The sequence below is a fragment of the Bacillus sp. PAMC26543 genome, assembly GCF_014250375.1.
Lineage (GTDB): Bacteria > Bacillota > Bacilli > Bacillales > Bacillaceae > Bacillus > Bacillus halotolerans.
Genome location: NZ_CP060193.1, coordinates 1,467,455 through 1,485,890 on the forward strand (window position 1 = coordinate 1,467,455; position 18,436 = coordinate 1,485,890).

The 18,436-nt window shown below is 44.6% G+C and carries 18 protein-coding genes; 15 read left to right on the forward strand and 3 right to left on the reverse strand.

Annotated elements, in window-relative coordinates:
• Positions 1–68 precede the first annotated feature (68 nt).
• The 6 genes from ruvA to yajC are packed head-to-tail and all read left to right on the forward strand — an operon-like array spanning position 69 to position 4,423.
• Positions 69–674, forward strand: a complete 606-nt coding sequence (gene ruvA / locus H7F27_RS07305) for a Holliday junction branch migration protein RuvA (RefSeq protein WP_024122330.1) — start codon at positions 69–71, stop codon at positions 672–674.
• 10 nt (positions 675–684) lie between these two features.
• Positions 685–1,689 carry a Holliday junction branch migration DNA helicase RuvB gene (gene ruvB / locus H7F27_RS07310; RefSeq protein ID WP_101861159.1) on the forward strand — a complete coding sequence of 335 codons (1,005 nt, stop codon included), beginning with the start codon at positions 685–687 and terminating at the stop codon, positions 1,687–1,689.
• A complete protein-coding gene (locus H7F27_RS07315) occupies positions 1,682–1,882 on the forward strand; it encodes a DUF2905 domain-containing protein (RefSeq protein WP_101861158.1) in 201 nt (66 codons plus the stop codon). Before ruvB ends, H7F27_RS07315 begins: the two co-directional genes overlap by 8 nt.
• A 26-nt stretch (positions 1,883–1,908) precedes the next feature.
• A complete protein-coding gene (queA, locus tag H7F27_RS07320; RefSeq protein ID WP_024122327.1) occupies positions 1,909–2,937 on the forward strand; it encodes a tRNA preQ1(34) S-adenosylmethionine ribosyltransferase-isomerase QueA in 1,029 nt (342 codons plus the stop codon).
• Positions 2,938–2,963: 26 nt separating this feature from the next.
• A complete protein-coding gene (gene tgt / locus H7F27_RS07325) occupies positions 2,964–4,109 on the forward strand; it encodes a tRNA guanosine(34) transglycosylase Tgt (protein WP_024122326.1) in 1,146 nt (381 codons plus the stop codon).
• Between the two features lie 47 nt (positions 4,110–4,156).
• Positions 4,157–4,423, forward strand: a complete 267-nt coding sequence (yajC, locus tag H7F27_RS07330; RefSeq protein WP_024122325.1) for a preprotein translocase subunit YajC — start codon at positions 4,157–4,159, stop codon at positions 4,421–4,423.
• A gap of 58 nt (positions 4,424–4,481) precedes the next feature.
• Here the strand turns inward: yajC and H7F27_RS07335 are convergent, their stop codons facing one another.
• On the reverse strand, positions 4,482–4,868 hold the full coding sequence (locus tag H7F27_RS07335; RefSeq protein WP_024122324.1) for a TIGR04086 family membrane protein: 387 nt from the start codon (positions 4,866–4,868) through the stop codon (positions 4,482–4,484).
• Positions 4,869–5,064: 196 nt separating this feature from the next.
• On the opposite strand from H7F27_RS07335, the gene H7F27_RS07340 reads away from it, so the two are divergent.
• Complete coding sequence (locus tag H7F27_RS07340) at positions 5,065–5,721, forward strand: DUF421 domain-containing protein (RefSeq protein WP_024122323.1); 657 nt, start codon at positions 5,065–5,067, stop codon at positions 5,719–5,721.
• A 3-nt stretch (positions 5,722–5,724) separates the two neighbouring features.
• Here H7F27_RS07340 and spoVB read toward each other — a convergent pair whose 3' ends face one another.
• On the reverse strand, positions 5,725–7,281 hold the full coding sequence (spoVB, locus tag H7F27_RS07345; RefSeq protein ID WP_024122322.1) for a stage V sporulation protein B: 1,557 nt from the start codon (positions 7,279–7,281) through the stop codon (positions 5,725–5,727).
• Between the two features lie 115 nt (positions 7,282–7,396).
• Between spoVB and H7F27_RS07350 the strand changes: the two genes are divergently transcribed.
• The 8 genes from H7F27_RS07350 (at position 7,397) to dtd (ending at position 16,782) form a co-directional block, all read left to right on the forward strand.
• Positions 7,397–7,693 carry a post-transcriptional regulator gene (locus tag H7F27_RS07350; RefSeq protein WP_024122321.1) on the forward strand — a complete coding sequence of 99 codons (297 nt, stop codon included), beginning with the start codon at positions 7,397–7,399 and terminating at the stop codon, positions 7,691–7,693.
• A 37-nt stretch (positions 7,694–7,730) separates the two neighbouring features.
• Positions 7,731–9,944, forward strand: coding sequence for a protein translocase subunit SecDF (secDF, locus tag H7F27_RS07355; RefSeq protein ID WP_101861157.1), 2,214 nt, complete (start codon positions 7,731–7,733; stop codon positions 9,942–9,944).
• A gap of 159 nt (positions 9,945–10,103) precedes the next feature.
• Positions 10,104–10,601 (forward strand): cation:proton antiporter regulatory subunit, encoded by a 498-nt coding sequence (locus tag H7F27_RS07360; protein WP_024122319.1) that lies wholly within the window; start codon positions 10,104–10,106, stop codon positions 10,599–10,601.
• A gap of 75 nt (positions 10,602–10,676) precedes the next feature.
• A complete protein-coding gene (locus tag H7F27_RS07365; protein ID WP_024122318.1) occupies positions 10,677–11,012 on the forward strand; it encodes a LapA family protein in 336 nt (111 codons plus the stop codon).
• A 66-nt stretch (positions 11,013–11,078) separates the two neighbouring features.
• Entirely contained in the window at positions 11,079–13,439 is a 2,361-nt protein-coding gene (recJ, locus tag H7F27_RS07370; RefSeq protein WP_185848761.1) for a single-stranded-DNA-specific exonuclease RecJ, read from the forward strand.
• 5 nt (positions 13,440–13,444) lie between these two features.
• Positions 13,445–13,957: an adenine phosphoribosyltransferase gene (locus tag H7F27_RS07375; RefSeq protein WP_010335123.1), complete on the forward strand. Its 513-nt coding sequence runs from the start codon at positions 13,445–13,447 to the stop codon at positions 13,955–13,957.
• 167 nt (positions 13,958–14,124) lie between these two features.
• Positions 14,125–16,329, forward strand: coding sequence for a GTP diphosphokinase (gene relA / locus H7F27_RS07380; RefSeq protein ID WP_044154273.1), 2,205 nt, complete (start codon positions 14,125–14,127; stop codon positions 16,327–16,329).
• Positions 16,330–16,341: 12 nt separating this feature from the next.
• Positions 16,342–16,782, forward strand: a complete 441-nt coding sequence (gene dtd / locus H7F27_RS07385; RefSeq protein WP_010335121.1) for a D-aminoacyl-tRNA deacylase — start codon at positions 16,342–16,344, stop codon at positions 16,780–16,782.
• A gap of 25 nt (positions 16,783–16,807) precedes the next feature.
• On the opposite strand, the gene H7F27_RS07390 is transcribed toward dtd, so the two are convergent.
• Positions 16,808–18,361, reverse strand: coding sequence for an N-acetylmuramoyl-L-alanine amidase family protein (locus H7F27_RS07390; RefSeq protein ID WP_106020185.1), 1,554 nt, complete (start codon positions 18,359–18,361; stop codon positions 16,808–16,810).
• Between the last annotated feature and the right edge of the window lie 75 nt (positions 18,362–18,436).

The following is an 18,436-nucleotide window of genomic DNA, read 5'->3' on the forward strand; positions in this document are numbered from 1 at the left end:
TTAACTTTTCTTTAAGCCTTTGGCTGTTTTTATGGTACAATGAAGAACAGTCAAAGAGGTGAATTTTCGTGATCGAATTTGTTAAAGGGACGATTGATTATGTATCTCCCCAATATATTGTGATAGAAAACGGCGGCATCGGCTATCAGATTTTTACGCCAAATCCGTTTATATATAAGGAGAGAAGTCAAGAAACCATTTTTACGTACCATCATGTAAGAGAAGATGCGTTTTTACTATACGGCTTTTCAACAAGGGAGGAAAAAGCGCTCTTTACAAAGCTGTTAAATGTGACCGGAATCGGTCCAAAAGGGGCACTCGCCATTTTGGGATCAGGTGACCCGGGAGCGGTCATTCAAGCAATTGAAAATGAAGATGAAGCCTTTTTAGTCAAGTTTCCGGGTGTCGGCAAAAAAACTGCCCGCCAGATTATCCTTGATTTAAAAGGAAAGCTGGCTGACGTCGTGCCTGAAATGATTGAAAATCTGTTCAATCATGAAGAAAGACTTGAAAAACAAACGGCAGAAACGGCGCTTGAAGAAGCACTCGAGGCCCTCAGGGTACTTGGTTATGCCGAAAAAGAAATCAAAAAGGTACTTCCTCACTTAAAAGAGGATATTGGTCTGACAACAGACCAGTACGTAAAAAAAGCATTACAAAAACTATTGAAGTAAGGTGATGTTCATGGATGAACGGCTCGTCTCAAGTGAAGCAGACAACCATGAATCAGTGATAGAGCAAAGCCTGAGGCCTCAGCGCCTGGTTCAATACATCGGGCAGCATAAGGTAAAAGAGAATTTGCGTGTTTTTATAGATGCCGCAAAAATGAGACAGGAAACGCTTGATCATGTTCTTTTATACGGTCCGCCAGGGCTTGGAAAAACGACGCTTGCTTCCATCGTTGCCAACGAAATGGGAGTGGAGTTGCGGACGACTTCGGGACCTGCGATTGAAAGGCCGGGTGATTTGGCTGCGATCTTAACGGCGCTCGAGCCGGGGGATGTATTATTTATCGATGAGATACATAGGCTGCACAGATCGATTGAAGAGGTGCTTTATCCGGCAATGGAAGATTTTTGTCTTGATATTGTCATTGGAAAAGGGCCTTCTGCCCGTTCAGTCCGTCTTGATCTTCCGCCTTTTACACTGGTCGGCGCCACGACAAGAGTAGGGCTTTTGACGGCGCCGTTAAGAGATCGATTCGGCGTCATGTCGCGGCTTGAGTATTATACACAAGAAGAGCTTGCTGATATTGTTACGAGAACGGCTGATGTGTTTGAGGTTGAAATTGATCAGCCGTCAGCGCTTGAGATTGCCAGAAGATCAAGAGGAACGCCGCGGGTGGCCAACCGCCTGCTGAGAAGGGTCCGGGATTTTGCACAGGTGTTAGGCGACAGCCGGATTACAGAAGAGGTTTCTCAGGACGCTTTGGAGCGGCTTCAAGTCGACCGTCTCGGCTTGGATCACATTGATCACAAGCTGCTGATGGGAATGATCGAAAAATTTAACGGCGGTCCGGTGGGGCTTGATACGATTTCAGCCACAATCGGCGAAGAAGCGCATACGATTGAAGATGTATACGAACCGTATCTTCTGCAAATCGGTTTTATCCAGAGAACGCCGCGGGGAAGGATCGTCACACCGGCCGTTTATCATCATTTTCAAATGGAGGCTCCCCGATATGACTGAATTTCCGAAGATCATTATGATTCTTGGTGCTGTTTTGCTTATTATCGGAGCGGTTTTGCATTTTGTCGGCAAGATGCCGGGAGATATTTTTGTGAAAAAAGGAAATGTGACGTTTTTCTTCCCGGCTGTCACTTGTATTATCATAAGTGTGGTATTATCAATCTTGCTTAATCTTTTCGGCAGAATGAAATAACAAAAGACTAGAATAAAGGTGAAATTATGAAAGTTGATTTATTTGATTTTGAACTTCCGGAACGTTTAATTGCACAGGTGCCATTGGAACAGCGTGACGCTTCAAGGCTGATGGTGCTTGATAAACATACAGGAGAGCTGACAGACAGCTCGTTTAAACAGATCATCAGTTTCTTTAAAGAAGGGGATTGTCTCGTGCTGAACAATACCCGCGTTTTGCCTGCCCGGTTATTTGGAACAAAAGAGGATACGGGGGCAAAAGTAGAACTGCTTTTGCTGAAACAGGAAGCCGGTGACAGGTGGGAAACGCTCGTCAAACCGGCAAAACGGGTAAAAAAAGGAACCGTTGTAACATTTGGGGACGGCAGATTAAAAGCTGTCTGCACGGAAGAGCTGGAGCATGGCGGCAGAAAAGTTGAGTTCCAATACGACGGTATTTTTTACGAGGTGCTGGAATCACTCGGAGAAATGCCGCTTCCGCCATATATTAAGGAACAGCTTGATGACAGAGAGCGCTACCAAACTGTGTTTTCAAAAGAAATCGGATCTGCCGCTGCGCCTACAGCCGGACTTCATTTCACGGAAGACATTTTACAGCAGCTGAAGGACAAAGGTGTTCAGATTGAGTTCATCACACTGCATGTCGGTCTCGGAACGTTTCGTCCGGTCAGTGCCGATGAAGTGGAAGAGCATAATATGCATGCAGAGTTCTATCAAATGTCAGAAGAAACGGCCGCGGCTTTAAACAGCGTAAGGGAAAAGGGCGGACGGATTATTTCTGTCGGCACGACCTCAACCCGCACGCTTGAAACGATTGCCGGTGAACATGATGGGCGATTTAAAGCATCAAGCGGATGGACATCTATTTTTATTTATCCGGGCTATGAATTCAAAGCCATTGACGGAATGATTACAAACTTTCACTTGCCGAAATCATCATTGATTATGCTGGTCAGTGCGCTTGCAGGCAGAGAAAACGTTCTGCGTGCGTATAACCATGCGGTTGAAGAAGAATACCGTTTCTTCAGCTTCGGCGACGCAATGCTGATTATATAAATTGAGAACAGGAGGCCTCATAAAAAGTGGCTGAACAACCAATACGCTATGAATTTATAAAAGAATGCAAACAAACAGGGGCGCGCCTGGGCAGAGTGCATACTCCCCACGGCTCCTTTGAAACGCCTGTTTTTATGCCGGTCGGCACACTGGCGACAGTTAAAACAATGGCGCCTGAAGAGCTGAAGGCAATGGACGCGGGCATCATATTAAGCAACACATATCACCTATGGCTTCGCCCGGGACAGGATATTGTAAAAGAAGCGGGCGGACTCCATAAATTTATGAACTGGGACCGCGCAATTTTAACAGATTCCGGCGGTTTTCAGGTCTTTTCATTAAGCAAGTTTCGTAATATAGAGGAAGAGGGCGTTCACTTCCGCAATCACTTAAATGGAGATAAGCTGTTTTTATCTCCGGAAAAAGCGATGGAGATCCAAAACGCACTCGGCTCTGATATTATGATGGCATTTGACGAATGCCCGCCATATCCGGCAGAATACGATTACATGAAACGGTCAGTTGAGCGGACAAGCCGCTGGGCTGAACGATGTCTGAATGCCCATGCCCGGCAGGACGAGCAAGGCCTGTTTGGTATTGTTCAGGGGGGAGAATACGAAGATTTGCGTACACAAAGCGCGAAAGACTTGATTTCCCTTGATTTTCCGGGATATGCTATAGGTGGATTGTCCGTTGGTGAACCGAAAGACGTTATGAACCGGGTGCTTGAATTTACGACACCGCTTTTACCGAAGGATAAGCCGAGGTATCTGATGGGAGTCGGTTCTCCGGATGCTCTGATTGACGGAGCGATCCGCGGAGTAGACATGTTTGACTGTGTGCTGCCTACCCGTATTGCACGGAACGGCACGGTGTTTACTGCTGAAGGACGGCTCAATATGAAAAACGCAAAATTTGAGAGAGACTTCCGTCCGATTGATGAAGAGTGTGATTGCTACACATGTAAAAATTACACACGGGCGTATATCAGACACTTGATTCGCTGCAATGAAACGTTTGGACTCCGATTAACAACTTACCATAACCTTCATTTTCTGTTACACTTAATGGAGCAGGTAAGACAGGCTATTCGCGAGGATCGTCTGGGTGATTTCAGAGAAGAGTTCTTTGAGCGTTACGGCTATAACAAGCCAAATGCGAAAAGCTTCTAATATAAAAAGCCATAATGGCAAGTTTGTTTCAGAAAGGGGGGAAAAAGATGACAGGTACTTTAGGTACATTAGTTCCTATTATTTTAATGTTTGCGGTTCTTTATTTCTTGCTGATCCGTCCGCAGCAGAAGCAGCAAAAAGCTGTGCGTCGAATGCAGGAGGAACTGAAAAAAGGCGATTCAGTCGTGACAATCGGTGGATTGCACGGTACAGTTGACTCTATCGACGAAAGCAAAGTCGTCATTAAGACTGGTGATAACACACGTCTTACTTTCGACCGCCGCGCGATCAGAGAAACTTCTGCTGCTGAATAACAGCAGGAGTTCATACATAGCAAACAAAAAAGAGCGGGTAACCCCCGCTCTTTTTTTATTAGGAAGATCTGCTTCCTCTCAAATTCACTCCGAAAATGCCGCCAAGCATACATACGCCTAAAAAGCCAAGATGGAAGAGCAGCTGTTCTGCTGTAAATGTTTTTCCGAATCCCAGATATTGAAACAGTAAAATAATCAAGGAAAAGCTTAAAGCAGTCAATGCCCCAATCAGCCATCCTCTTTCCTTCCCTTTCCCGCCAGATATGAATCCGCCGATAAATAAAGAAAGAAATGATACGGCGGTGATCAGCCAGTTAAATGATGATTCTTCAAGCGAGGTTGCTGTCAGTAAAAGTGAAACGGCTAAACTCGTTAGGAGCATGGCTGAAAAAATAGCGATTAAGCCGTAGAGTATGCCTTTTCCAACTTGTTTCGTTTCCTCCATGAATTTCTCCTCCCTGCCTATCTATAAAGGCTTCTGTTCTTTTTAAACAAAGCCTCAGACATGCTGATGGCTCGTCTTTGTAAAAATGTATTCCCTCGTTCCGTGAATTAGACGTAAAAGCTTTATGAAATACGATCACTTTTTCTTACATAAATCGTTTGTTTTGTTGCATGCTATGATGAGTTGGAGGTGCATGATGGAAGAGCTTCTTACTATAACGTTTCGCACAGTCGTATTATATTTTGTGATCCTGATTATTTTTCGTTTCATGGGCAAGCGGGAGATCGGAGAGCTTAGTATATTAGATCTCGTTGTCTTTATCATGATGGCAGAAATTGCTGTCCTGGCCATAGAAAACGTAGAGGACCATCTGTTTCATACCATTTTGCCAATGCTTGTGCTAATGATGATCCAAGTGACGTTTGCATACATATCCTTAAAAAATCGGAACGTACGTCAGCTTCTTGACGGCAAGCCCACCATTATCATTAAATACGGAAAAATTGACGAAAACGCCATGAAATCACAGCGTTATAATTTTGATGATTTGATGGTTCAGCTAAGAGAAAATAATATCGACAGAGTGGCTGATGTATCATTTGCTATATTAGAGCCGTCAGGCAAACTGACTGTCGTAAAAAAACAAAACAATGATGAACATAGACAGCTGGAGATGCCGCTTATCATTGACGGTGACATTCAAACTGAGAACCTGGCTCGGATCGGCAAAGATAACCAGTGGCTTGAGGAGAATTTATTGAAACAGGGATATACGAATCCTTCAGCTATATCATTTTGTTCGTTTACTGACGGCGAATTTTTTATTGATGAAAAAGATGGGCACCGCACTTGATTTTCATCGGACGATCAGGCGTCCGATAATAGGGATGCGGCGAAGCTCATCTTTTTTGATTAAACGGAAAACGAGCAGCAAGATGATATAGAAAACAGCGCTTATCGCAATCCATCCGGCAACATTCACAGCCTCCGACTCTCCGAACCGCACATATTGTTTGACAGCAGAGCTGAGGAACCCGCATATAAAAATAACCGCAAAGCAGAGCACGTACTCTTTTATTTTGATGCTGATCGGCAGCACTTTGCTCACTGTCGCTGCATGCAAAAGGGTGACGAGCACCATGCCCGTTACAATCGCTAATGCAGCACCCATGATGCCGAGAGACGGTCTCGTGGCAAGGACGAAAATAAGGCCTGTTTTTACAAGGGCTCCGATCAAGCTGTTCATCATTGCAGCTCCTGCTAAATTGAGCGCCTGCAGCACAGCCTGAAGCGGACCCTGGAAATAATAAAGCAGAAAAAACGGAGCCATGACTTTTATAAACACGGCTGCACCTGAGGACCCATACATCACGCTCATCAGCTCATCCGCAAACACATATAAAATCACTACTGAAATGCCCCCGCTAAGCAGGCACAGCCGCATGGCCTGCTCCAATCGGTATTCAACCACCTGAAGTTTTTTCTGTTCCATTCCTTCACTTATCGCAGGAACAAGCGCGGTCGACAAAGAATATGTAATAAAGCTGGGCAGAGTCAGCAGCGTCATGGCAAAGCCGGTCAGTTCCCCGTATTGCTTTGTAGCCGCAACTGTCGCCACTCCGGCAATTGCAAGGCTTTGCGCGACAACAATGGGTTCAAAAAACCAAGACAGGTTGCCGATAAAACGGCTGCCGGTTGTAGGAAGTGAGACGCTCATTAATTGAGAAAAAGTTTCTTTTCCATTTTTAATCGATTGAAAAAAATGTTTTCTGATTTTCATTGTCTTTTTGAATTTGAAACAAATGAATAAATAAACAAGTGATGCCAGCTCTCCTGCAACTGAAGAAAGCATGGCTCCCGCTGCGGCATATTCAATTCCGTAAGGGAGAAAAATCGTCGTACATACAGCCACGAGAGAAATGCGGACGACCTGTTCCAGGACTTGTGAAACGGCAAGCGGGTTCATGTTTTGTTTTCCTTGAAAATACCCTCTCAGCACACTGGATATGGCGATAATCGGCACGACCGGAGTAATGGCCAAGAGGGGGTACAGCGTCCTCTGATCTGTCAGCATGGTTTCCGCCATTACCGGGGCGAAAAATAAAAACAGCGGTGTGAAAATCAGGCTGAGAATCCCAGTGATGGTAAGAGACATGACTAAAATATTTTTCGTTTTTTGATGATCTCCGCGTGCGCTGGCTTCAGCGACAAGCTTACTGATCGCGACGGGAAGACCGAATTGAGTTAATGTAGTGGCTAAGAAAAAGGTAGGAGCCGCCATCATATAGAGCCCGACCCCTTCTTCACCGATAAATCGGGCGATGACCACCCGGTTGACAAAGCCGAGCATTCTTGTGACCATCCCTGCTGCGATAAGGATAAGAGTGCCCTTTAAAAACGTCTGTTTCGCCATTTTTACCCCCTGCCTTCTCAAACTACCTGGAATCATATACAATAAAGATATGCGTATATATCGTCCAAGCATGACAAGTCTTCTTGAAAAACAATAAAAAAGGAGCGTGGAATTCGTGGATAAGCATCCAGCCGATCTGTATAAAGACCACGTAAGGCCGTTTCTTTACAGCAAACTGGAAGAGTTTAAGATTCTGGGATATGATGATGTTGAACTCGAAAGCTTGTGGTCATACTTAAAAAACAAGAAGTGGAAAAAGAAATCGGAGCTGCACATCTATGAACTGACAAGGGATATTTTATCAGTGAAAATTGGAGAATTTATGAACTATGCAACTGTTGAGTCATTTAAAACGTCTAATTGGCTGGGCAGTGAAGAAGGTCAGGAAGCATTGGAAGAACTACTGAGGTAGCAGTTGATCTGCATAGGTTTAAGGGAGGATATACATAATGAAAAAAGGACGCTTGATTGCGTTTTTCCTTTTCGTTCTATTGATTGGCACGGGGCTGGGCTACTTTACAAAGCCTGCTGCAAACAATATTACGTTAGGATTGGATTTGCAAGGCGGATTTGAGGTGCTGTATGACGTACAGCCCGTAAAAAAAGGTGACAAAATCACAAAAGACGTTCTGGTCAGCACAGTAGAGGCTTTGAACCGCAGGGCGAATGTCCTCGGTGTCAGTGAACCGAACATCCAAATTGAAGGAAATAACCGGATTCGTGTTCAGCTCGCTGGTGTGACAAACCAAAACAGAGCGCGGGAAATTTTAGCGACTGAGGCTCAGCTTTCTTTCAGAGATACAAATGACAAAGAATTGCTGAACGGTTCTGATCTCGTTGAAAACGGGGCAAAACAAACATACGACGCCAAAACAAATGAACCGATTGTCAGTATTAAACTGAAAGATGCTGATAAATTCGGTGAAGTGACAAAAAAGGTCATGAAAATGGCGCCAAACAACCAGCTTGTCATTTGGATGGATTACGAAAAAGGAGACTCTTTTAAGAAAGAAGTTCAAAAAGAGCACCCTAAGTATGTTTCCGCTCCGAATGTAAGCCAGGAATTAAACACAAAAGACGTTACAATTGAAGGGCATTTTAAAGTCCAGGAAGCGAAAGATTTAGCCAGCATTTTAAATGCCGGGGCGCTGCCTGTTAAACTGACTGAAAAATACTCAACATCAGTAGGCGCACAATTTGGACAGCAGGCGCTGCACGATACGGTGTTTGCAGGTATTGTCGGAATAGCTATTATTTTCCTATTCATGCTTTTCTATTACCGCCTGCCAGGATTGATTGCGGTGATTACGCTATCAGTTTATGTATACATTACGCTCCAGATTTTTGACTGGATGAACGCTGTTCTCACTCTTCCGGGAATAGCCGCACTCATTTTAGGGGTCGGGATGGCTGTAGATGCCAACATCATCACCTATGAGCGGATTAAGGAAGAGCTTAAGCTAGGAAAATCCGTCCGTTCTGCCTTCCGCTCAGGAAACAGACGGTCATTTGCGACGATTTTTGACGCGAATATTACAACCATTATTGCAGCGGTTGTGCTCTTTGTCTTTGGGACAAGCTCTGTTAAAGGGTTTGCGACAATGCTGATTCTGTCGATTCTGACAAGCTTTATTACCGCAGTCTTCTTATCAAGATTTCTGCTCTCGCTTCTTGTGGAAAGCAGATGGTTAGACCGGAAAAAAGGCTGGTTTGGCGTCAAAAAGAAACATATTGTGGACATCCAGGACACAGATGAAAATACAGAACCGTATACGCCGTTCCAAAAATGGGATTTTACGAGCAAGCGAAACTTTTTCTTTATTTTCTCAAGTGCAGTTACCGTTGCCGGGATTATTATTCTGCTTGTATTTAAACTGAATCTGGGCATTGACTTTGCGAGCGGCGCACGGATTGAAGTGCAAAGTGACCATAAGCTCACGACAGAGCAGGTGGAGAAGGACTTTGCATCACTTGGCATGGAACCTGACACGGTTGTCTTGTCAGGCGAAAAGAGCAATATTGGTGTTGCCCGCTTTGTAGGAGTGCCTGATAAAGAAACCATTGCAAAAGTGAAAGATTACTTTAAAGACAAGTACGGATCCGAGCCGAATGTCAGCACGGTGTCACCTACTGTTGGTAAAGAACTGGCGAGAAATGCATTGTACGCAGTAGCCATTGCTTCAATCGGAATCATTATTTACGTTTCCATCCGATTCGAGTACAAAATGGCGATTGCTGCGATTGTTTCACTGCTTTATGATGCTTTCTTTATCGTCACATTTTTCAGCATTACAAGGCTGGAGGTAGATGTTACCTTTATTGCGGCCGTCCTGACGATTGTCGGTTATTCGATTAACGATACAATCGTTACATTTGACAGGGTTCGCGAGCATATGAAAAAGCGCAAGCCGAAAACGTTTGCCGATTTGAGCCATATCGTAAACCTAAGCTTGCAGCAAACCTTTACAAGATCCATTAATACTGTATTAACTGTAGTGATTGTTGTCATAACACTGCTGATCTTTGGGGCATCTTCTATTACAAACTTCTCAATCGCTCTATTGGTTGGGCTGTTAACAGGTGTTTATTCATCTCTCTACATTGCCGCGCAAATTTGGCTTGTTTGGAAAGGGAAAGAATTAAAAAAAGGTACGGAACTATAGAGTAACTGTCAGGCTGTCCATTATGGGCAGCCTGATTTTTTGGCGTTTGATTGATCTTAAAATAGACATTTGCTATAATGACATACGCTTACAATTAAACATATAAATGGTGTGAAGAGGATTTGTGACAGGTTTTCATTTATGTGGGAGGGTTTGGGTATGAAGGTTCGCGAGTCGGAGCTGCCGGGTATCGGGCAAAAAGTTGAGATTGTCACCAGAAACCAAGATAAAATATCAATTATCATTCATGACGACGGCAGAAGAGAGCTGTATTATTTTGACGAAAATGATCATGAAGAATGTGTGACATCCGTACAGTTTGATGATGCGGAAGCGAGGCAGATTTCTGCGATTCTGGGCGGGATGGCATATAAACCGAAAGCGTTAGAAACCGTGGAAGTGGCTCTTGACGATTTGATCATAGAATGGTTTAAAGCAGAAGCAGGAGCACCAGCCGTTCACAAGACAATCGGGGATTTGGACGTGCGGCAGGAATATCAAGCGACAGTCATCGCTATATTAAAGAAGAATCAGAAAAAGCAATTGAATCCAGGGTCTGAAACAGTGATAGAAGAAGGAGATACACTCGTCATCTCTGGAGAGAGAGACGGACTGAAGAGGCTGATCCGTGAAAAATTAACCGCACTGGGGGCTTGACTCGCGTCAAGCCATGTTTAAAACCAATGTGAATAGGGAAACTAACCTCAATAAGTGAAGTTTGGGGGTAATCGAATGAACAAACAATGGACGATTATATTTGCACTTATTTTTACGTTGCTTGTCGCTGTTTTCGCAGTCATTAATGTAAGATCCGTAGAAGTTGATTACCTGTTTGGCAGATCAGAGTGGCCGCTTATTCTAGTCATTTTAGGTTCAGTACTGATGGGGGCGCTGATCGTTTTTTCTGCCGGAATTTTTCAAGTCATGAAATTAAAGAGAGAAATAAAAGCGTTGCGGAAAGAAACCAAAACCGCACAGGATGTGATACATAACCAAGAGGATGCTCATTTGAATGATGTTCAAGCCGACACACAGGATGCATCCGCCATTATTGAGAAAAAAGACTAGTTTTCGAATTATATTTGAAACCCCTCAGCATGCTCTAGTATAATAGGGTGGTTGAGGGGTGAATTTATGTTAGCGTCAAAAATGCGATGGGAAATCCAGCGACCAGATCAGGAAAAGGTCAAATCACTCACAGAACAATTGGACATAACACCTCTTGTTGCGTCGCTGCTTGTAAAAAGAGGCTTTGATACGGCAGAAAACGCGAGGCTGTTTTTACATACAAAGGATGCCGAATTCTATGATCCCTATGAGATGAAGGGGATGAAAGAAGCGGTAGAACGAATAAAACAGGCGATTTCACAACAAGAACAGATTATGATATATGGCGATTATGACGCCGATGGAGTTACCAGTACGTCAGTGATGCTGCACACTTTGCAAAAGCTGTCGGCGCAAGTTGATTTTTATATACCTGACCGGTTTAAAGAAGGCTACGGCCCTAATGAACAGGCATTTCGCTCGATTAAAGAACGAGGCTTCTCACTCATTATTACGGTTGATACGGGGATTGCCGCTGTCCATGAAGCGAAGGTAGCAAAGGAACTTGGCTTAGATGTCATCATTACCGACCACCATGAGCCTGGACCGGAGCTTCCGGATGTCCATGCGATCGTTCACCCGAAGCAGCCTGGCTGCACCTATCCTTTTAAGGAGCTTGCAGGAGTGGGCGTGGCGTTTAAGCTTGCCCACGCATTATTGGGCGAATTGCCAGATGAACTTCTTGACCTGGCGGCAATCGGCACCATTGCCGATCTAGTTCCGTTGCATGATGAAAACAGATTAATTGCAACATTAGGTCTCGAAAAGCTCCGGCGGACGAACCGGCTTGGCTTAAAAGAACTGATTAAGCTCTCAGGCGGAGAAATCGGAGAAGCGAACGAAGAAACCGTCGGATTTCAGCTCGCACCGAGACTGAATGCAGTCGGAAGAATTGAACAGGCCGATCCTGCTGTTCATTTGCTGATGTCAGAGGACCCGTTTGAAGCGGAAGAGCTTGCCGCTGAAATCGATCAGCTTAATAAAGAACGGCAAAAGATGGTTAGCAAAATGACGGATGAAGCGATTGAAATGGTTGAACAAGAAGGGCTTAATCAAACTGCGATTGTCGTGGCAAAAGCAGGGTGGAATCCCGGAGTCGTCGGAATTGTAGCTTCAAAGCTTGTAGACCGTTTTTACCGCCCGGCCATTGTCCTTGGAATTGATGAAGAAAAAGGGATCGCCAAAGGTTCGGCACGAAGCATCAGGGGATTTAATTTGTTTGAAAGCCTTTCTGAATGCAGAGATATTCTTCCGCACTTTGGAGGCCATCCAATGGCGGCTGGCATGACGCTGAATGCCGAAGATGTGCCGGAATTGCGGAACAGGCTGAATGAGATAGCTGACAATACGCTTACAGAAGAAGATTTTATTCCTGTACAGGAAGTAGACCTCGTATGCAGCGTGGAGGACATTACGGTTGAAAGCATCACAGAGATGAATCTGCTTTCCCCCTTCGGCATGCTGAATCCGAAACCGCATGTGATGGTAGAAAACGCAGTGCTGGAAGATGTCCGCAAAATCGGGGCGAATAAAAATCATGTCAAAATGACGATTAGAAACGATTCCTCCCAGCTTGACTGCGTCGGTTTCAATAAAGGCGAGCTTGAGGAAAATATTGTGCCCGGTTCAAAAATTTCGATTGTTGGTGAAATGTCGATCAACGAATGGAATAACAGAAAAAAACCGCAGCTGATGATCAAGGATGCGGCTGTTGCTGAATGGCAGCTGTTTGACTTAAGAGGAAAACGCACGTGGAAAGATACGGTTTCCGCCCTTCCGTCTGATAAACGAGTCATTGTCTCCTTCAAAGAAGAAACCAAAGTGCTTCTTCAGTCTGAAGATTTTCGCCATGACGTGCACGTTATCAGTTCTGAGGACCAAGCGAAGGCATATGAATTTGACAATGCATATATTGTATTACTGGATTCTCCGCCTTCGCTGGACATGCTCGCACGTTTGCTGGAAGGCAAAGCGCCTGAGCGGATTTACTTCATCTTTCTCAACCATGAGGAACACTTTTTATCATCTTTTCCGGCAAGAGACCACTTTAAATGGTATTATGCATTCTTGCTGAAAAGAGGCACTTTTGACTTGAATAAACACGGCTCAGAGCTTGCGAGGCATAAAGGCTGGTCCGTTGAAACAATCAATTTCATGACAAAGGTGTTTTTTGATCTCGGTTTTGTTAAAATAGAGAATGGTGTGCTGTCTGTAATAAGCGGAGCGAAAAAACGCGATTTAACAGACTCGCAAACATATCAAGCAAAACAGCAGCTGATGGAGCTGGATCAAAAGCTGAATTATTCTGCGGCTGAAGAGCTGAAGGAATGGCTGAATAAGCTGATGAAACAAGATTCAGAGGCTTATGAAAGTACGAGGAGGACATAAAACAGATGGATTTAAAACAATACGTAACAATTGTACCGGATTACCCGAAAGAGGGCGTGCAATTTAAAGATATTACGACACTGATGGATAAAGGCGATGTCTATCGCTATGCAACAGATCAAATTGTGGAATATGCGAAAGAAAAACAAATTGATTTGGTTGTCGGTCCAGAGGCACGCGGCTTTATTATCGGCTGTCCGGTTGCCTACGCGCTTGGCGTCGGTTTTGCACCGGTGCGCAAAGAAGGCAAATTGCCGCGTGAGGTCATCAAAGTGGATTACGGTTTGGAGTATGGCAAAGACGTATTAACGATCCACAAAGATGCGATTTTACCAGGCCAGCGTGTGCTTATTACAGATGACCTGCTTGCAACAGGCGGCACAATTGAAGCAACAATCAAACTAGTTGAGGAGCTTGGCGGCATTGTAGCTGGTATCGCTTTCTTAATCGAGCTTTCTTACCTTGATGGCAGAAATAAACTTGATAATTATGACATCTTAACATTAATGAAATACTAAAGATAACCTCATAAAGGAAAAAGCACTCGATACAGGGTGCTTTTTTCCTATTGTTTTGCATTTATTTGATATATTATTTGGTGATTTGAACTTCTGCTCTTTACATCTATCGTTTTTTTCTTGATAATAAACTACAATACAGTTTACATTTTAAAAAAGGTGATTCCATGGCGAACGAACAAGTATTGACTGCCGAGCAAGTTATTGATAAAGCGCGCAGTTATCTATCCGATGAGCATATCGCATTTGTCGAAAAAGCATACCTGTACGCTGAAGATGCTCATCGCGAGCAATACCGCAAATCAGGTGAGCCTTACATCATTCATCCGATTCAGGTTGCGGGAATTCTCGTTGATCTTGAAATGGATCCATCCACAATCGCGGGCGGATTTCTGCATGATGTAGTGGAGGATACTGATGTGACGCTTGATGACCTGAAGGAAGCATTCTCCGAGGAAGTGGCAATGCTTGTGGACGGTGTAACGAAGCTCGGTAAAATTAAATATAAATCTCAAGAGGAACAGCAGGCGGAAAATCATCGCAAAATGTTTGTCGCTATGGCTCAAGATATCCGGGTCATACTGATCAAGCTGGCGGATCGTCTTCACAATATGCGGACGCTGAAACATCTTCCCCAAGAAAAACAGCGTAGAATTTCTAATGAAACGCTGGAAATTTTTGCTCCTTTGGCTCATCGCCTCGGGATTTCAAAAATTAAATGGGAACTGGAAGATACGGCGCTCCGTTATTTGAATCCTCAGCAATATTACAGAATTGTCAACCTCATGAAGAAAAAACGCGCAGAACGCGAGCTTTATGTCGACGAGGTTGTCAATGAGGTGAAAAAACGTGTCGAAGAAGTCAACATCAAGGCTGACTTCTCAGGCCGGCCGAAACATATTTACAGTATCTATAGAAAAATGGTGCTGCAAAATAAGCAATTCAATGAAATATATGATCTGCTTGCTGTCCGGATTCTCGTGAACAGTATAAAGGACTGCTACGCGGTGCTCGGCATTATTCATACATGCTGGAAGCCGATGCCCGGCAGGTTCAAAGATTATATCGCAATGCCGAAGCCGAACATGTATCAATCGCTTCATACAACAGTTATAGGGCCTAAAGGCGACCCGCTGGAAGTGCAGATCCGCACCTTTGAAATGCATGAAATCGCGGAATATGGGGTTGCGGCTCACTGGGCTTATAAAGAAGGAAAAGCAGCGAGTGAAAGCGCAACATTTGAGAAAAAGCTTTCATGGTTTCGCGAAATTTTGGAATTCCAAAATGAATCAACAGATGCCGAAGAATTTATGGAATCGCTCAAAATCGATTTGTTCTCGGATATGGTGTACGTCTTTACGCCAAAAGGAGATGTCATCGAGCTTCCGTCCGGTTCTGTCCCGATTGATTTCTCTTACCGGATTCACTCTGAAATCGGCAATAAAACAATCGGTGCGAAGGTCAACGGAAAAATGGTGACCCTTGACCATAAGCTTCGGACAGGTGATATCGTTGAAATTCTCACCTCCAAGCATTCCTATGGTCCGAGTCAGGATTGGGTGAAGCTTGCTCAAACCTCACAGGCGAAGCATAAGATCCGTCAATTCTTTAAGAAACAGCGGCGCGAAGAAAATGTCGAAAAAGGCCGTGAATTGGTTGAAAAAGAAATTAAAAATCTGGACTTTGAAGTGAAGGACGTCCTGACACCGGAGAACATCCAAAAAGTTGCAGATAAATTTAATTTCTCAAATGAAGAAGACATGTACGCAGCGGTCGGCTACAATGGCATCACAGCCCTGCAGGTGGCGAACCGGCTGACGGAAAAAGAAAGAAAACAGCGCGATCAGGAAGAACAAGAAAAAATTGTTCAGGATGTCGCTGCGGAGCCTAAACCGTATCCGCAAGGAAGAAAGCGGGAAGCTGGCGTTCGCGTCAAGGGGATCGACAATCTCCTTGTGCGTTTATCGAAATGCTGTAATCCTGTGCCTGGTGACCATATTGTCGGTTTCATTACAAAAGGCAGAGGGGTTTCCGTCCATCGTGACGACTGCCCGAATGTCAAAACGAATGAAGCGCAGGAGCGGCTGATCCCCGTAGAGTGGGAACATGAGTCACAGGTGCAAAAACGCAAGGAATACAATGTTGAGATCGAGATTCTTGGGTATGACCGCCGCGGATTGCTTAACGAGGTGCTTCAGGCAGTGAATGAAACGAAAACAAATATTTCTTCTGTCTCTGGCAAATCGGATCGCAACAAAGTGGCAACCATTCATATGGCTATTTTTATCCAGAACATCAATCATCTGCATAAAGTCGTCGAGCGCATTAAGCAAATAAGGGATATATATTCTGTGCGCCGCGTCATGAATTAAAGGAGTCAGAAAATGAAATTAGTCGTTCAGCGAGTAACAGAAGCAAGCGTAACCGTTGATGGAGATGTGATCGGCCAAATTGGACAAGGCATTATGGTCCTGGTCGGCATCACTCACGATGATACAGAAGAGGACGCCGCTTACTTAGCGGATAAAGTGGTGAATCTTCGCATTTTCGATGACAGTGATGGAAAAATGAATTTGTCGCTTCTGGATACAGGCGGAGAGGTTTTGTCTGTTTCACAGTTTACGCTTTACGGAGATACAAGAAAAGGACGGCGCCCGAACTACATGAACGCCGCAAAACCTGATAAGGCTTTGGGCCTTTATGAAAAATGGAATGATCTGCTTCGTGAAAAAGGAATCAAAGTAGAAACCGGTAAATTCGGCGCCATGATGGATGTAAAGCTCACTAACTCCGGACCGGTTACTTTGATTATGGATTCAAAATAAAAAAGCTGCCAAAAGGCAGCTTTTTTTATTGAAAATATTTCTCCAATCCGCTCTCAATTCCGTCTGTTACTTTTTCTTGATATGAATTGCTATGTACAATGGCTTCTTCCTGCGGATGGCTTACATATCCTAGCTCGTACAGCATAGCGGGCTGTTTGTTTTCACGGAGCACATAATAATCTCCGAACAGTACGCCGCGGTCAGGAATTGAAGATCGCTTAACCACTTCAGAGTGTACATCTGATGCCAGTTCCTGATCCTTTGCAGGACTGTAGTAATAAGCTGTGCTTCCCCTTGTAGAAGTATCCGCAAAGCTGTCGTAATGAATGCTGATGAAGGCGTCTGCATTGCGGTAGTGAGACGTCGAGACTCGTGACTGTAAGCTGACAAATGTATCATCCTGCCGTGTCACATACACGTCTGCTCCTGCTGATCTAAGTTTGCTGGCCAGCAGTTTCGCCGTTTTGATCGTCAGTTTTTTCTCGAATTGGCCTGAATAGCCGATTGTTCCGCTGTCTTTTCCTCCATGCCCCGGATCGACAACAATCGCTTTGTTTTTCAGCGACCCGCTTCCGGAAGCGGAATCAGCGACAGGCGGCTCTCCGGATTCTTCAGCGCTTTTAGACGTCTGTACCACCCAGTTGGCGACATAAGCGGTCTGCCCATTGTCAAGTTTTACTTCATACCAGCTGCCCTTTGATCCGGTAATGGAGTACGCATCGCCTTTGGCTGCGCGTTTAACGATAGAAGCTGATGTTGAAGCATCGCTTCTTAAATTCGTTCCTCCGTATACGATATAGGCTTTTTTTGTACTGTCTGAACTTCTGACATCAGCTGAATCTTCAGCTGGGTCAGAACTGGTCACAATGTAATGGCTTGCGACCCAGCCTTTTAGCCCATTCACTTCAATATGGAGCCAGCCGTTTTTCTCTTCGAGGATTGTAAGTTTCGTTCCTCGCGAGAGTTTTGTTATAATCGCTGCATCATGTGAGGCGGACCCTCTGACATTCAGTGAAGAAACGCCAACCGTGCCCGTTGTTGAACCAGATGATTCTGTCTGATCACTTTCCTCAGACGCTGAACTGCCGCTGCCTGAAGTGACGTATTCGGAAGATACCCATCCGGTGGAATTTCGATATGATATTTTGATCCAGCCGGAATCCTTGTCAATCACTGCGGCTTGGCTGCCCTGCGGGAATTTGCCGATGACTTCGTATGAAGTACCAGGGCCTGTTCTCATCCGTAAATCGGGATCTGTTGATGTTACAGTTTCACTGCTGTCTGTAGAGCTTGTGCCTGACTGTTTTTCCTTAGTAATAAGCCAGGAGACAACCCACCCTTTATCTCCGGAACCAAGCTGTATTTGCACCCAGTCTCCGTCTTCTTTCAAGATGGGGTAGCGTTCTCCTTTTTTCACCTCCGCCATGATGCCGTAGCTAAGCCCCGGGCCGCTTCTGACGTTCATTTCATCTGTTGCGATGACCGCTTCTCCCTGAGCGGCTGTAACGGCAGAAAAAGGCGGGAAAAGCGCCCCGGCGACGATAATACATACAATAAGGACAAAGTGTTTCTTGCTCATTGTGTCCTCCTTTCTAATGATCATAAAAAAAAGCATTCTTTCTTAATATCGTAAAGTCCTTTCTGATTTTTAAAT